This is a genomic window from Actinomadura sp. 3N508 (assembly GCF_044326375.1).
In the GTDB taxonomy this organism is placed as follows: domain Bacteria; phylum Actinomycetota; class Actinomycetes; order Streptosporangiales; family Streptosporangiaceae; genus Spirillospora.
In genome coordinates this window covers 864709-880469 of record NZ_JBIRAX010000001.1, presented here as the reverse complement: position 1 = coordinate 880469, position 15761 = coordinate 864709, and the positions used below count along the sequence as shown (strand labels likewise).

Sequence of the window (15761 nt, the reverse complement as noted above, 5' to 3'; positions counted from 1 at the left end):
AATTCCCGCTTACCATGGCGTGGACGATGCCGGGCGAATCCGTCCCGCGTGTTAAGGCCGGTTCGCGCGCCATGTCCGGCGGCGGGCGCGATCAGAGCAGTTCCACGGTGTCCGCGGGCGCGTTCCGCGTCCGGCCGCGGGTGTCGAACAGCAGCGGCGCGTGCCGGGTCAGCGTCGCCGCGTCGTAGGCGGCGTGGTCGGCCAGCACGATCGCCAGATCGGCCGCCTCCAGCGCCGCGCGCAGGTCCGCCCCGGCGTTCGGGACGGCCGCCCCGTCGACCTCCCAGGACTCCACGAACGGGTCGTGGAAGGACAGGTCGGCGCCGAGCCGGGCCAGCCGCCGCGCCACCGGGCGGGCCGGCGACTCGCGCTGGTCGGCGATGTCGGCCTTGTAGGTGACGCCGAGGAGCAGGACCTTCGCGCCCTTCAGCGCGCGTCCCTCCCGGTTGAGCAGCAGCTGCGCGCGTTCGGCGACGTAGCGCGGCATCCGGTCGTTGATCTCCTGGGCCAGCTCCACGAACCGGAACGGGTAGCCCAGCGAGCGGACCTTGTACGACAGGTAGTTCGGGTCGATCGGGATGCAGTGCCCGCCGACGCCGGGCCCCGGCCGGAACGCCTGGAACCCGAACGGCTTGGTGGCCGCGCAGTCGATCGCGTCCCACAGGTCGATGCCGAGCTCGTTGCAGAACACCGCCATCTCGTTGACCAGCGCGATGTTGACGTGCCGGTAGGTGTTCTCCAGCAGCTTGGCCATCTCCGCCTCGCGGGTGCCTTTGGCCTGCACCACCTGCTCGACGAACTTGCCGTAGAACGCCGACGCGGCCGACGCGCACGCCGCGCTCATCCCCCCGACGATCTTCGGCGTGTTGCGCACCCCGTACACCGGGTTGCCCGGGTCGATCCGCTCCGGCGAGAACGCCAGATGGAACTCCTCGCCCGCGACGAGCCCGGACGTCTCCAGGATCGGCCGGACGACCTCCTCCGTCGTGCCGGGGTAGGTCGTCGACTCCAGGACCACGAGCATCCCGGGCTCCAGGTGCCGGGAGACGGTGCCGGCGGCGCCGCGCACGGCGGTGAGGTCGGGGCCGCCCTCGGGCGACAGCGGCGTCGGCACGCAGATGACCACGGTGCGGGCGCCGTCCAGGACGTCCTCCTGGAGGCTCGGCACGAACCCGGCCTCCAGCATCTCCTCCACCTCGGCGGGCGAGACGTCGTCGATGTGCGACAGCCCGGCCTTGAGCCCGGCGACCACGCGCGCGTCGCGGTCGAGCCCGGCGACCCGCAGGCCGGCCCGGCACGCCTCCCGCACGAGCGGCAGTCCCACGTAGCCGAGTCCGATGACCACCAGATCCACGCCGGTGGCTCCCTTCAGCATCTATGCGATGGCGTATGCGGCCCGATAACCGTCCGCGACGGCGCGCCAGGTGCGTTCCGCACGGACCCATTCCCGTCCCGCACGCCCTATTTTGTGCCTTCTTTCGGGACTGTAAGCCAGATCTTCCAGGCAATTCGCCCATGCTTCCGCGTCTTCCGGAACTGTTAACTCCCCGGTAACTCCTGATTCCACGATTTCGCGAAGTGCCCTGACATCACTGGCAATGACGGGGATTCCCCCTGCCATCGCCTCGATCGGCTTCAGGGGCGTCACCAGTTGGCAGACCCGGTCCGCACGGCGCGGAACCGCGAAGACATCGAGGATTGCGTGGTATCGGCGAACGGATTCCATCGGCACCCGGCCGGTGAACACGGCATGAACGCCGTGCTCCGCCGCGCGCCGTTCGAGCGCCCCGCGCTCGGGCCCGTCGCCGACCAGCAGCAGCGTGACGGGCGCGGCCCGGTCGCGGAGCAGCGCGGCGGCGTCGATCAGCGTGTCGATGCCCTCGTAGCCGTAGAACGACGACGTGAGCCCGACGACCGTGGCCCCGCCCTCGATGCCGAGCCGCTCACGCAGGTCGCCGGGATCGGGGAGCGGTTCGAGGAACGCCTCGTCCACCCCGTTCGGCACCGTGAAGATCTTCTCCGCGGGGACGCCGCGGGACGCGATCTCCGCGCGCATCGCCTCGCCGAGCGTCACCACCGCGTCCGCCTCGGACATCCGGCGGGTCTCCAGCTCGCGCGTCAGCCGGTAGAAGTCGTCCGACTCGCTGTGCGCCGGGTCGCGCGACAGCCAGGAGTCCTCCAGGAAGCCGCGCACCTCGTACACGACCGGCAGCCCGTGCCGCCTGCCCGCCTCCAGCGCGACGGCGGCGTTCAGATGGTTGCTGACCGCGTGCAGGACGTCGGGCCGCAGCTCCTCGACGAGCCGCCCGGCCAGGTCGGCGCCCTTCTCGACGGCCCGCAGCGGGTCGGCGGGCGGCCGCCACGGCAGCAGCCGGTGGTAGGGGACGCCGTCGACGTTCACCCGGGCCCGCGCGTCGCCGATGCCCTGGCTGAGCGGGTACCCGAGGCGCGTCACCACGTGCGTACCGAACCCCATCTCCCGCTGGGCGAGCGCGAGCCGGTGCGTCCGGACGGTGTACCCGGCGTTCGTGCACGGCAGCGCGTTCGTCACGAACTTCAGCACCGTCGGCCGGGCGGGCGGCCTCTGGACGCGGGCGCGGGCGGAAGCGGGAGCATGGTCGAGCAGGCGGCGCAGGTCGGACGTCTCGCGCCGCACGTCCCGCGGTTTCGGGACGGTGATCGGGGAACGCCGCAGCCGGGCGCCGGCGGGCGTCCTGGCGAGCAGCCGGACCGCGAGCCGGGACGCTCGTCCCGGATCGTCACGGAGCTGCCGCCAGGCGAGTCCCAGCAGGTAGACGGGCTTTTTCAGGGGCACGGCGGGCGAGCGTAGGCAACCCCGATGAACAGAAGGGAAATTGTGTTGGGACCGATCGTGCACGTCCTCGGGGCGCGGCCGAACTTCGTCAAGGCCGCGCCGGTGATCGGCGCGCTGCGGGCCGCGGGCGCCGAGCAGGCGGTGGTCCACACCGGCCAGCACTACGACGCCCGGATGTCGGAGATCTTCTTCGAAGAGCTGGGCCTGCCCGAGCCCGACGTCAACCTCGGCGTCGGCTCCGGCGGGCACGCCGAGCAGACCGCCGCGCTCATGATCGGGCTGGAGCAGGAGTTCACGAGCCGTTCACCGGCACTCGTCATCGTGTACGGCGACGTGAACTCGACGATCGCCGCCGCACTGGTCGCGGCCAAGCTGCACATCCCGGTCGCGCATGTGGAGGCCGGGCTGCGCAGCTTCGACATGTCCATGCCCGAGGAGGTCAACCGCAGGCTCACCGACCAGCTCTCCACGCTGTGCCTGGTCACGAGCCCGGAGGCGGTCGGGCACCTGGCGAACGAGGGCGTCCCGGTGGAGCGGGCGCACCTCGTCGGCAACCCGATGATCGACACGCTGCTGGCGAACCTGGACTCCTTCGACACCGAGGCCGTCCGCCGCGACCACGACCTGCCGGAACGGTACGTCCTGGCGACCATGCACCGGCCCGCGAACGTCGACGCGCCCGAGACGGCGGCGGCGCTCGTCCGGCACCTGCACGGCATCGCCGACCTCGCCGACCTGGTGATCCCCGTCCACCCGCGCGGCCGGGCGAACCTCCTCGCCGCCGGGCTCGGCGACCACGACGGCGTGCACGTCCTGGAACCGCTGGGCTACATCGACTTCATCGCGGCCGTGCGGGGCGCGGCGGCGGTCGTCACGGACTCGGGCGGCCTCCAGGAGGAGACGACGATCCTCGGCGTGCCGTGCCTGACCGTCCGTCCCAACACCGAGCGGCCGATCACGATCACCCACGGCACGAACCGGCTGGTGACGTTCGAGGAGCTGGTGCCGGGAGTCCGCAAGATCCTGGAGACGGGCGGGCAGGGCGGCGACCGGCGCCCGCCGCTGTGGGACGGCAACGCCGGACCCCGCATCGCAGAAGTGATCATGGGGTATCTGGGTGACTGACGACGACAAGTCCGCCAAGGCGTACGAGCAGCTCGGCCGGCTGAAGTCCACGCTGCGGGAGCGCGAGGCGCGGGTCGCCGAGCTGGAGAAGCGCCTCGCCACGCTGGAGAGCTCGACGGCCGTGCAGTTCGGGCGGCTCGTCGCGGGCGCCGCGCGGAACCCCAAGAGCGGCAGGCGGCTCCCCAAGGACCTGTACCGGCTCTGGCGCAGGCGGCACAGCCCGGTACCGGCGTCCGGGACGTCCGCGGGCGGCGGCGTCCAGCCCGAGCGCGTCGACCGTCCCGAGGACCGGCTGCTGGTCGCCGGGCCCTGCGACACGATGATCATCGCCGGGGTGTTCGGGCCGGGCACCGCGGAGCTGCTCGGCGAGCACGCCAAGGTCGTCCCGCTGTACCCGCACGACGCCGCGACCGTCCTCCGCTCGGCCGACGTGGACGCGGTCGTCGTGGACGCGGCGGCCGGCGAACCCGGCGGCCCCTGGGCCTACCTGGGCGTCCCCGGCATGTACGACCGGGATCTCGCACTGCACGAGCTCCGCCGGATCGCCGCCGCCCGCGCGCTGCCGCTCGTCCTGTACGGCGCCGCGCCGCCCGCCACCCTGGCCTGCCTGACCTGGGACGCCAGGGTCACGGAGGCCGCGACCGCTCCCGGCCGGCTCACCGAACTGCTGGAGCCGGCGCGTTGAAAGGAACCAGTGTGCGACCACGTGCCCTCGTCTACGGCGACGTCGATCTGAACATGATCGACGGCTCGGCGATCTGGGCCCAGGGCATGGTCCAGGCCCTCGCCCGCGCCGGCTGCGAGGTGACCCTGGTGCTCAAGGCCCCCGTCCGGACCGGGCGCCTCGTCGACCCGCTCCGCGACCTGCCCGCCGTGACCGTCCGCAGCCCGCACGCCGAGGGCCTGTTCGACGGGTCCCGCGGCATGTCCGCCAAGCACGCGGCCCAGGTCCTCGGCCGCGTCGACGCCGAGAACCCGCACGACCTCGTGATCGTCCGCGGCCGCCGCCTCGCGGCCAAGCTCGCCGCGGGCCCCCTGGCCGGACGCCTCTGGACGTACCTGACCGACGTCCCGCAGTCCGCCGCCGAGTTCGACACGGTGGCGAAGGCGGAGCTGCGCCGGATCGCGGACGCCTCCCGCCTCCTGCTCTGCCAGACCGAGGAGCTGCGCGGCTTCCTGGAGAGCGCCGTCCCCGCCGCCGCGGGCAAGAGCGTGCTGTTCCCACCGGTCGTCGTCCTGCCGGACGGACTGGAGCCCCGCGCACCCGGAACGCCCGAGGACCGCGCGCTCCGCCTCGTCTACACGGGCAAGTTCGCGCCGCGCTGGAACACCTACGAGATGACGTCCCTCCCGCGCCTCCTCGCGATCAGGGGCGTGGACGCCGAGCTCCACATGGTCGGCGACAAGATCCACGACGATCCGGCCGACCCGGCGTTCGCGACCCGGATGAAGACCGCGCTGGAGTCGGGCGAGGGCGTCGTCTGGCACGGCGGACACCCTCGCGCAGAGGCGATGCGGCTGACGGCCGCCTGCGACGTGGGCCTTTCCTGGCGGCACCCGGAGATGGACGCGAGCCTCGAACTGTCCACGAAGGTGCTCGAATGCGGAACGCTGGGCGTCCCGGTGGTCCTGAACCGCACACCCATGCACGAACGGCTCCTCGGCGCCGACTACCCGCTCTTCGCCGCCACCGAGGACGACGTCCTGGACGCGCTGACCCTCATCGGCAAGAACCCCGACGTCTTCACCCTCGCCGTCGACCGCTGCCGCTCCGCCGCCGCGGACTTCACGCTCGACGCCGCCGCCGACCGCCTCCGCAGCTACCTGTCCCAGGCGTTTCCGGAGCCGTCCGAAAGCGTCCTGGCCGTAAAAGAGCGGCGCCTGCGCGTAGGCGTAGTGAGCCATGACCTCAAATTCTTCACCCGCCTCCTCGACTACCTGCGCTCCCGCCCCGACATGGAAATCCGCGTAGACCACTGGTCGGCGCTGAAAGCCCACGACGAGAAGCGCAGCCAGGACCTCATCGACTGGGCGGACGTGATCATCTGCGAATGGTGCGGCCCCAACGCCCTCTGGTACGCCGACCGGAAACGTCCTGACCAACGTCTCGTAGTCCGCCTGCACCGTTTCGAGCTCTACGCCGCGTGGCCGAAGAAGCTGAACATCGGCGCCGTCGACCAGGTCATCTGCGTCAGCCCCCACTACAACGACCTCACCCGCGAAATCACCGGCTGGCCTGCGGACAAGGTCGTCACCGTCCCCAACTGGGTGGACGTCGACCAACTCGGCCGCCCCAAACTCCAGGGCGCCGAACACCACCTCGGCATGATCGGCATAGCACCGTCGCGCAAACGCCTCGACCTGGCCCTGGACGTCGTGGAACAGCTCCGCCGCGACGACCCGCGCTTCACCCTCTTCGTCAAATCCAAGCTCCCCTGGGAGTACTGGTGGATCTGGCAGAAGGACGACGAACGCGACCATTACGAAAAGCTGTTCCGCCGCATCCGCCGCTCGAAGCACCTTTCCGGCGGCGTGGTCTTCGACTCCTACGGCCGCGACGTGGCGTCCTGGCTGCGCCGCATCGGCTTCGTGCTCTCAACCAGCGACGACGAGAGCTTCCACTTGGCCCCCGCCGAAGGAATGGCGTCCGGCGCCGTCCCGGCCCTGCTCCCGTGGCCCGGCGCCGACACCATCTACGACCGCCGCTGGATTCACGAGACCCCGTCCGCGATGGCCGCCTCGATAGCGGCCACGGTTTCGGAAGGCCGCTGGAAAGCCGAAGCCGAACTGGCCCGAGCCCAAGTCCGGAACGCCTACTCCCTAACCGACGTCTGCAACCTATGGACAGACGTCCTGGCCCAGTAGCTCATTCGCACACCACGCCGTCCCTGTCTCGGTCCTCGTACCACGAGTACTCCGGCTCGCCCACGCGATAGTGCCCGTAACCGGCCGCCTTGGCCGCCGTGCACGTCGGGAACCGAGGATCCGTCCGAGGCGCCGGCCGAGCCGTCTTCCGCGGCTTGGGCCGTGGCGTCGGCTTGGCCTTCTGCGTCGGCCGCGGGCTTGGCGTGACGACCGGCTCGCTCGGCGTCGCCTCGACGGGCCGCACGGTCGCCGTCTCGGTGACGGTCACCGTAGGCGCGACCGAAGACGGCGCCGCCACGGGCTTGGCGGTCTCCGCCCCGCCGATCCCGACGCCCGCGACGCACCCGAACAGCAGGCACGCACCGGCGATCACCAAGACGCCGACCGCGGGAATGCGGTGCCGAGGAGATGGGGGAGGAGGCGGTGAATACATGAGGCTCCCGTCGTTGACCGGTCAGTCCACGGCGGAGGGCGTGAGTGGGACGGCCGGCATGCGGGCGCCGTTCACCTAGTGTCGCGATCCGGCCACGAGCGCTACGCGGGCCGGGGCGCCGACGCGAACGGCGGCAGGACGAACCACCCGGGCACCGCCCGGCGGAGCGACTCGGGTCCCCGCACCGTCACCTCCCCCGACCGCAGCGCGTCCTCCCACCGCAGATCACCGCGCCAGATCCGGACCATGTTCCGCAGGTCGCCGGTGACCGTCACCGACACCTCGAAGCCGGGATCCACATCGCAGACGTCCGCGTCGCCCGCTCCGAGCACGAGCCACCAGTGACGCTCGCGCACGGGAACGTCCGGGAAGCCGAACAGGACGACCGTCCGCCCCTCGGGCACGGCGGAATGATCGATGTTGCGCCGCATGTCCCACAGGAGCAGCTTCGGGTCGAGGTCGTGATCTCCCAGCTCCCCGATCCACCGGATGCCCCAGAAGGCGAGCGCCTCGACCACCGGCCGCAGCTCCTCACCGGCCGGGGTCAGGACGTACCTGTCGCCGTCCGCCCCCCTCGTCACGATGCCAGCCCGCACGAGCTGGCTCAGCCGCTTCGACAGCAGCGTGGGCGACATGCGCGGCACGCCGCGCCGCACCTCGTTGAACCGCTCGCTCCCGGACATCAGCTCCCGGACGATCAGCAGCGTCCAGCGTTCGTCCAGCAGTTCCATCGCCTTGGCGACGGGGCAGAACTGGTAATAAGAGGCCCCCATCGCCGCAGGCTACGCCTCCGCCGCGCTCCGGTACAGATCCTGTACTGGAGACGTACCAAGCCGCTCCATAGCGTGGCCACCACGAACACGAGGGGAGCAGTCATGGGGGAAATGAACGACAAGATCAAGGCCGGCCACCGCAAGACGTGGGCGCTCGGCGACTATCCGGCGCTGGCCGCCGACGTCATCCCGGAACTCGGCCGGGTGCTCGTCCAGGCGTCCGGGGTGGAACCGGGCGACCGCGTCCTGGACATCGCCGCCGGCTCCGGCAACGCCGCGATCAACGCCGCGCTGACCGGCGCGGACGTCGTCGCGAGCGACCTGACACCCGAGCTCCTGGAAGCCGGGCGCAAGGAGGCGGCACGCCGCGACGCGCACCTGGAATGGCGCGAGGCCGACGCCGAGGCGCTTCCGTTCGGCGACGGTGAGTTCGACGTCGTCCTGTCCTGCGTGGGCATCATGTTCGCCCCGCACCACCAGGCCGCCGCGGACGAACTCCTGCGCGTCTGCCGCCCGGGAGGCACGATCGGCCTGCTCAACTGGACGCCGGAGGGCTTCATCGGCCAGATGTTCGCCACCATGCGCCCCTACGCCCCGCCGCCCCCTCCGGGCGCGCAGCCCCCACCGCTCTGGGGCGACCCCGACCACGTCCAGAACCTGCTGGGCGACCGGGTCACCGGCATCACCACCGAGCGCCGCATGCTCCGGGTCGACGCGTTCGGCAAACCCGAAGACTTCCGCGACTACTTCAAGGCGTACTACGGCCCCACCATCGCCACATACCGCCACATAGCCGAAGACCCAGAAAAGGTCCTAGCCCTGGACCAGGCCCTGAGCACCTTGGCCCAAGACCACACCCAATCCACCACCCCCTACACCCTGAACTGGGAATACCTCCTCCTAACGGCCCACCGAACCCCCAACTGACCCACCCCGGGCCAGCCGAAGCCGGTAGTGGGGTAGTCGGGGGCCGCACACGTCGAGAACTGGGACCCGGCCGAGCCGTCTCCGCGGCTCAGGCCGGGTTTCAGCACCAGCGCCACGACAAGGAACGAAGCGGCCAGGCCGGGACGCTCGAAGAAATGTTCTACGTTGGGGTCGAGGGTCTGTGATGATCGGTGACGTCGAGAATGGCCGTACCGGTCACTTCAGAGGTGGACATAGTGGCGATTGAGTGGGACGTCCGGATCGAACGTGCGTTCACCCTGGAGTCGGTGCGTTCCGCGACGGAGTCGGTCCTGGCGGAACTGCTGGGGCTGGATAACGCCCTCGCGGTGTCGGCCACCGAATCGGATACGCCGGAGCGTCGTGGAGCGGAACTGGCGCCCGAGAGAATGGCTGCCGCGCACGGCCCCTTCCCGGGCGAGACGGAACATGTCTCCTTTCACCTCGACGGGATCGACGCCACCGTGTGGGTGTTGATCGCGGAGACGGAGATCGAGGAGCAGTACGCCGACGAGGACGATGAGGACGTGTGGCCCCACTGGTGCTCAGTGGAGTGCCAGCGGGATCCGGAGTCGGTCGTTCTCGGCATCGCCACGATCATCGCCGTCGCACGGGTCGCCGGACGGAAGGTCTGGGACGAGGTGCGGCAGCTCGGCCTTGAGCGGATCAGCGATCCGGAAGACCTGGTGCGTGCGCTGCGCGTGTCGGGCGCGCCGGACCTGGAGAGTGCGGTACGGGCGGTGCTGGCGAGAACCGGCATCACCTTCGGCGAAAGGTAGAACGCACCCCTCACCGTTTGATCGAGTTCGACGCCGGCCGCCGCGGGCGACGGGGGCCGGGTCAGCCGGAGCTGGTGGTGGCGGGGGTTGCGGTGGGGAGGTCGGGGCTCTCCGGGAGCTGGTCTCGGTGTTCCTCGATCTTGGCGTTCAGCTTGGTGAGGTTGCGGCTGTAGTCGCGGGCCGCGAGCCAGAACTTGTAGATGATGATCAGTTCGAAGGTGAGGAGGCCGGCTCCGCTGGCGGCCACCACCGGGATGATGGCGCCGGAGATGATCGCGGCGGCGATGGGGGCGACGATGAAGACGCCCATCTGGAACTCGATGCCGCTGAACAGGTGCGGGCGGATGCGGCCGGCCATCAGGACGTTGCGGACGCGGATGTACCAGGGGAAGCGGCGGTAGAAGCCGCTCTGCAGGGCGGCGTTGGCGGGGTCGTCGCCGACGACGCGGTCCTCCATGTCGGCCTCGGGGTCGTCGGCGAAGGCGCCTTCGGCGGAGCGGAGGTCCTCGTCGACCTGGCCGTTGGCGCGCTGGGCCGCCGCCTCCAGGGAGAGCGCCTCCTCGCGGGTCGCGGCGAGGGTGTCGCGCATCTGGGAGCGGACCTTGTAGATCTCCAGCGCGTCCATGTAGCGGAGCATGTCGAGGAACACGACGGCGAGGGCCGTCCAGATGTAGGCCTCGTTGCCGGTGGCGTGGTACTGGCCGCCCATCAGGGCGATCGCGCAGGCGAGGACGCGGACGCGGTCGAAGATGTAGTCGAGCCAGGCGCCGAACACCGAGCCGGTGCCCTTCAGGCGGGCGATCTTGCCGTCCATGCAGTCGAGCGTGAACGACAGGTGGTACAGCAGGGCGCCGGCGAGGAGCCAGGGCCAGGATGCCATCGCGAAGCAGGCGCCGGCGGCGAGGCCGAGGACGAGGGCGCCGACGGTGAGCTGGTTCGGGGTCACGCGGGTCCGGTTGGCGGTCAGCTTGACCAGCCTGGACGCGAGCGGGTCGACCAGGAGTACGGTCCACCAGGCGTCACGCGCCTTGTACGTCCGTTGCCGAACGTCGTCGAGCGTGAAGTTCGCCATGTGGAGTGCCCTTTCGTCGTCGGAAGCCGTCCGATGCTATCGGCTGTCCGGTTGTGGTCCCGGGCATTGTCTCCGAGTCGTGATTGTGCGTACGGATGATCACTCGGGCCGTGGGTAGCTTCTGGTGATGCTTGTCCGGCCTGCCCTGTTTCATCTGCCTTTTGCCTGCGTGCTGGGGGTGGCGATCGTTGTTCGAGTCGTCGCCGTGCTCGGATATCCGTCGCCGATGTGGTTCGGTGATTCGCCCGGATACCTGACGGCGGCCATCGAGCTGACGCCCAGCAAGACGCGGCCGTCGGGGTACTCGCTGCTGCTGTGGGCGCTCAAGCCGTTCCATAGCTTCACGTTGATGGTGGCCGTGCAGCATGTCATCGGGGTGCTGGTCGGTGTGCTCGTTTATGTGTTGGTCTGGCGGGCCGGGCGGGCCGCCTGGCCGGACGGCAAGGGCTGGGTGGTCGGGGTTCTCGGGGCCGTGCTGACGGTTCCGGTGCTCCTGCCGGTGCATCAGGTCGCCCTTGAGCACATGCTCATGTCTGACTCCTTCTTCGCGTTCCTGCTGCTCGCGGCGGTGGCGGCGGTGCTGTGGCGGCGAAGGACAACGTGGTGGCTGGGCGCGCTGGCCGGGCTGTTCGCCGGCCTCGCGGCGATCACCAGGACGGCGGGGCTGCCGCTGATCGCGCTGATCCTCGTCGCGATGGCGCTGCGGCGGGCGGGGTGGCGTGCCTGCGGCGCGGTCGTGGCGGCGTTCGCGGTCCCGGTCGTCGGCTACACGGTCTGGTTCCATTCGGTGTACGGCGAGTACAAGATGGCCAAGGCCGAGCAGGTCTGGCTGTACGGGCGGACCGCGACGTTCGCCGACTGCGACGTCATCAAGCCGCGTCCCGAGCTGCGGATCATGTGCCCGGAGCGCAGCAACCCGCGGATCTCGCGGCCGTTCGCCGCCCTGTGGACGGCCGACTCCGCCTTCCGCGACATCCCCGGCTGGATCTACGGGGAGCAGGGCAACAGGCTCGCGGGCGAGTTCTCGCGGGAGGCCATCAAGGCGCAGCCCGCCGACTACGCGAAGGTGGTCGTCCACGACACGCTCCGGGCGTTCGAGTGGGAGCGGCGGCCGTATCCGACGCCGTGGACGTGGCGGCAGTACGAGTTCCCCGAGGGCGAGGCGTGGGCGGATGAGCAGGCGGAGATCGCGGTGCGGTACGACCCGGGAGGTGGCGGCAGGACGCGGGTCGTGGAGCCGTGGGCCGGGTGGATGCTGAAATATCAGGACAGTGTGGTGCTGCCCGGGACGGTGCTGGGTGTCCTGCTGGTGGGCTCGCTGGGTGGGGGTCTGCTGTATGCGCGGGCCGACGGGCGGTGGCGTCCGCGGCGTGCCGCCTGGCACTGGGGGACGGGCCCGCTCCTCCCCTGGGGGACGAGCCTGGCGCTGCTCGTGATCCCGGCGGCGACGGCCGACTTCGACTACCGGTACGTGCTGCCCGCCATCCCGTTCGCGTGCATCGCGTTCGGGCTGGCGGTGCTCCCGCCGCCTCAGCCGGACCCGCCGAACACGCGGTCGACGGTCCGGGACGCGGCCTTGCCGTCGTCCAGCGGGCAGAAGCGGGCGACGAAGTCCCGGTAGCGGTCCTGGTGCCCGGCCGTGGCGGACTCGACGTCCCGGATCGCGTCGATCAGGTCGTCGGACGTCTCCACCAGCGGGCCGGGGGCCTCGGCCTCGAAGTCGAAGTAGAAGCCGCGGAGCCGGTCCCGGTAGTCGGCCAGGTCGTAGGTGAAGAACAGCATGGGCCGGCCCGTGTTGGCGTAGTCGAACATCACCGACGAGTAGTCGCTGACCATCACGTCGGAGATCAGGTACAGCTCGGTGATGTCGGGGTACAGGGACACGTCCCGGACGAAGCCGTGCTCGTCTTCGGCGACGCCGTCCACCACGTTGGTGTGCAGCCGGACGAGCAGGACGTGGTCGTCGCCCAGCGCCGCCCGCGCGCGTTCCAGGTCGAGGCGCATGTCGAACTTGTACCGGCCGCGGCTGTAGTACTGGTCGTCGCGCCACGTCGGCGCGTACAGCACGACGCGCTTGCCCTCCGGGATGCCGAGACGTTCCCTGACCTGCGCGGCGACCGCGTCGGCCGCCGGGCTGTGCAGCAGGTCGTTGCGCGGGTATCCGACCTCCAGCATCTCGCCCTTGAACGAGAACGCGCGCCGGAAGATCTCCGTGCTGAACGGGTTCGGCGACAGCAGATGGCTCCACTCCGGCACGGCGGGGCCGGCGGACTTCGGCTGCAACGCCTTCTTCATCCCCGGCGTGTACGCGAAGTGCACCTCCTTGATGTCCTTGCCGATCTTCTTCAGCGGGGTGCCGTGCCAGGTCTGCAGGACGATCTGGTCCGGATGCCGCTGGAACGCGTCGCCGAGCCGGTGGTTCGTCACGATGTAGCGGGACGTGGCGAGCGCCTCATGCCACTCCCTGCCGTTCAGCCGGACGCCCCGCAGGCTGCTCGGCAGCTCGACCTGCGCGTCGTTGACCACCCACAGCTGTTCCAGGCCGCTGCCGCGGCGCAGCAGTTCCTGGTGGACGGCCTTCGGGCTGTCGGAGTACTGGCGCCCGTTGAAGCAGGAGAACACGACGGCGTCGCGGAGGCCGTCGCGGTCGACGCGGCGGCGGGCCTCCTCGCGGTGCCGCGCGCCCTCGCTCTTCTCCTCCTGGGACACGTCGCCGGTCACCGACACGGCGAGCCGCCCGTCGCTGCCCTCCAGCTCGTAGCCGCGCCGCGCCACCTCCAGCGGCTCCGGCAGGTTCTTCTGCGCGGGCCCGGACAGCCGGACGGTCAGCGCCCGGCCGCCCGGCGGGCGGAACAGCACGTCCCAGCGGCCGGGGCGCAGCGGCAGCACGCCCGCGACGCCCGGCACCGCCGCCACCGGGACCTCCGCGCGCAGGACGCCCGACGACGGGTCGGCGGCGAGGTCGAACGCGTAGTCCTTGCGGCGGCCCCGGCCGCGCAGCACGATCTGCCCGGCGTCGTGGGCGGTGTGCGTCGCGGTGAGGGTCAGCGTGCCGTCCGGGCGCCAGGTGCAGTCGTCCACGACGAGGCGGGTGGAGGTGCGGCGGATGCGCAGGTAGCCGCTCGGGCCGCGGCCCGCGCCGAGCTCCAGCGTGCCGAACGTCCGCTCGACGTCCTCGACGCCCTCGGCGAGGACCAGCGGGCGGCCGCCGGTGGAGACCGTCCAGTCGCGGGTGTCGTCGATCCGGTCGGCGGGGATCGGGGAGCCGTCGAGGACGGCGGCGTCGACGCGGGCGGTGAGCCGGCCGCCGGTCGCGGTGACCGGGACGGGAATGTGGTCGTCGCCGAGCGTCAGCTCCAGCTCGCGCGGCGCCTCCCCGGCCGCCGCCACCTCGATGACCAGGGCGTCGCCGTCCCAGCGCAGCGCGGTCGCCTTCACGCGGACCTTCTCGACCTTGATGACGAGGCGGCCGTCCTCGATCAGCGGGACGACGCGGACGTCATCGGCGACGTAGCGGTAGGGCGGGTGCGCGCCGCTTCCGGAGCTGCCGCCGCGCAGCGGGCCCCGCCGGAACACGCCCGCGTTGAACACCGACGCCTCGACGTCCCAGTCGCCCTCGACCCACCGGCCGTGGTCGCGGAGCCGGCCCGCGTCGAACCCGACCTCGAACCCGGAGAACCCGGACTTCTTCCCCGGCTTCGGGATCTGCCGGGCGTGCAGCACGACCTTCCGCCTGCCCGACCGCAGCGTCATCGTCTTCACCGACGTCCAGCGGCGCCGGTTGCTGACGGAGTTGATGTACGCCTCGCCGGTCACGGTGAGCCGGTCGCCCTCCCAGGCCACCGCGTGGACGCGGCCCCGCATCCGGACCTCGTCGCGGGCCCGGTAGACGTCGCGGGGGACGCCGAGCTTGGCGTCCTTCCAGTACGGGTACACGACGTACCGGCGCAGCGGGTCGCGGACGATCGACGGCGACGCCTTCCCCCGCTCGTACCGGACGACCTTCACCAGCTCGGTCGTGTGCCCGGTCGTCGCGAGATGCCACTTCAGCCGGGTCAGCGCGGGCGCGCCCGCGAGCACCTTCGCCGCGATCCCGGCCGCGTACGCGGCGGCCTGCGCGACGACCTGGTCGCGTTCGGCGGCGGGCACGTCGGGCAGCGCGTCCAGGAACACGCGCAGGTCTTCGTCGACGGCGAGGAGCTGGAACCGCTGCCGTGACCTGGTGTGCCCCATCTCCTCCAGCCAGGCGGTGGCGAGGGTGGCGGCGCCGAAGCCGTCCGCGATCTCCTGCGCCTGCGTCGTCGGCGCGAGCCGGTCGGTGTGGCGGTGCAGGACGACGTCCGGGAGCACGTCGATCGACGCGGCCAGATGCAGGGCCTGGATCGTGGCGGGCAGGTCGTCGTAGCGGCCGATGTCGGGGAACGCCAGCTCGCTCACCGTCCAGAAGGAGCGCCGGAACAGCTTTCCGGACGCCGTCCGGTCGCGGATCAGGTCGGGGCTGTGGCGCAGGTCGGTTTCGGTGACCGGCTCGATGACCGGATCGCGGGGCTGCCACTGCGACACCTGGCCCGTCCAGGCGCGGACGGCGTCCCGCCCCACGGCGATGTCGGATCCGGAGTGCTCCAGCGCAGCCGCGAGCGTCGCGACGGCGTCCGCCGGGAGCTCGTCGCCGCCGTCGACGAACAGCAGGAACTCGCCGTCGCTCTCCTCGACGCCGAGGTTGCGCGCGGCGCCCCGGCTCGGCGCGCCCCGCCGGACGATGCGGAACCGGTCGTCGGGAACGGCCGTCTCGGCGGTGGCGCCCGCGCCGTCGTCCATGACGAGCACCTCGAGCCCGGTGTGCGACTGGGCCGCGAGCGACTCCAGCGTCGCGTCCAGGGAGTCCCCGGCTCCATGGGAGAGCACGATCACGCTGATCCTGCTGGCGGGCAAAGCGGCCCACTCCTTCGATCAC

The 15761-nt window shown here is 71.2% G+C and carries 12 protein-coding genes; 6 read left to right on the top strand and 6 right to left on the bottom strand.

The window, feature by feature from the left end:
- Positions 1–91: 91 nt before the first annotated feature.
- Both ACH34S_RS03970 and ACH34S_RS03965 read right to left on the bottom strand, forming a co-directional pair.
- Positions 92–1375, bottom strand: a complete 1284-nt coding sequence (locus ACH34S_RS03970; protein WP_395950982.1) for a nucleotide sugar dehydrogenase — start codon at positions 1373–1375, stop codon at positions 92–94.
- Entirely contained in the window at positions 1376–2815 is a 1440-nt protein-coding gene (locus ACH34S_RS03965; RefSeq protein WP_395950981.1) for a glycosyltransferase family 4 protein, read from the bottom strand.
- A gap of 24 nt (positions 2816–2839) precedes the next feature.
- Between ACH34S_RS03965 and wecB the strand changes: the two genes are divergently transcribed.
- Genes wecB through ACH34S_RS03950 form a run of 3 tightly spaced genes read left to right on the top strand, consistent with a single transcriptional unit; the run spans position 2840 to position 6805 of the window.
- Entirely contained in the window at positions 2840–3940 is a 1101-nt protein-coding gene (gene wecB / locus ACH34S_RS03960; protein WP_395950980.1) for a non-hydrolyzing UDP-N-acetylglucosamine 2-epimerase, read from the top strand.
- Entirely contained in the window at positions 3933–4625 is a 693-nt protein-coding gene (locus ACH34S_RS03955; RefSeq protein WP_395950979.1) for a hypothetical protein, read from the top strand. The genes wecB and ACH34S_RS03955 overlap by 8 nt, the downstream gene beginning before the upstream one ends.
- A 53-nt stretch (positions 4626–4678) precedes the next feature.
- Positions 4679–6805 (top strand): glycosyltransferase, encoded by a 2127-nt coding sequence (locus ACH34S_RS03950; RefSeq protein WP_395951434.1) that lies wholly within the window; start codon positions 4679–4681, stop codon positions 6803–6805.
- A gap of 1 nt (position 6806) precedes the next feature.
- On the opposite strand, the gene ACH34S_RS03945 is transcribed toward ACH34S_RS03950, so the two are convergent.
- Positions 6807–7178: an excalibur calcium-binding domain-containing protein gene (locus ACH34S_RS03945; protein WP_395951433.1), complete on the bottom strand. Its 372-nt coding sequence runs from the start codon at positions 7176–7178 to the stop codon at positions 6807–6809.
- 161 nt (positions 7179–7339) lie between these two features.
- Positions 7340–8011, bottom strand: coding sequence for a winged helix-turn-helix transcriptional regulator (locus ACH34S_RS03940; RefSeq protein WP_395950978.1), 672 nt, complete (start codon positions 8009–8011; stop codon positions 7340–7342).
- A 102-nt stretch (positions 8012–8113) separates the two neighbouring features.
- Between ACH34S_RS03940 and ACH34S_RS03935 the strand changes: the two genes are divergently transcribed.
- Both ACH34S_RS03935 and ACH34S_RS03930 read left to right on the top strand, forming a co-directional pair.
- Positions 8114–8938: a class I SAM-dependent methyltransferase gene (locus tag ACH34S_RS03935; RefSeq protein ID WP_395950977.1), complete on the top strand. Its 825-nt coding sequence runs from the start codon at positions 8114–8116 to the stop codon at positions 8936–8938.
- A 203-nt stretch (positions 8939–9141) separates the two neighbouring features.
- Positions 9142–9735 carry a hypothetical protein gene (locus tag ACH34S_RS03930; RefSeq protein ID WP_395950976.1) on the top strand — a complete coding sequence of 198 codons (594 nt, stop codon included), beginning with the start codon at positions 9142–9144 and terminating at the stop codon, positions 9733–9735.
- A gap of 61 nt (positions 9736–9796) precedes the next feature.
- Here ACH34S_RS03930 and ACH34S_RS03925 read toward each other — a convergent pair whose 3' ends face one another.
- Positions 9797–10807: a CDP-alcohol phosphatidyltransferase family protein gene (locus ACH34S_RS03925; protein ID WP_395950975.1), complete on the bottom strand. Its 1011-nt coding sequence runs from the start codon at positions 10805–10807 to the stop codon at positions 9797–9799.
- Between the two features lie 178 nt (positions 10808–10985).
- Between ACH34S_RS03925 and ACH34S_RS03920 the strand changes: the two genes are divergently transcribed.
- The gene (locus ACH34S_RS03920; RefSeq protein ID WP_395950974.1) at positions 10986–12428 is read left to right on the top strand and encodes a hypothetical protein; all 1443 of its coding nucleotides are present in this window, start codon (positions 10986–10988) and stop codon (positions 12426–12428) included.
- Here ACH34S_RS03920 and ACH34S_RS03915 read toward each other — a convergent pair.
- The gene (locus ACH34S_RS03915) at positions 12338–15739 is read right to left on the bottom strand and encodes a CDP-glycerol glycerophosphotransferase family protein (protein ID WP_395950973.1); all 3402 of its coding nucleotides are present in this window, start codon (positions 15737–15739) and stop codon (positions 12338–12340) included. The two genes, ACH34S_RS03920 and ACH34S_RS03915, sit on opposite strands and share 91 nt — an antisense overlap.
- Positions 15740–15761: the final 22 nt, after the last annotated feature.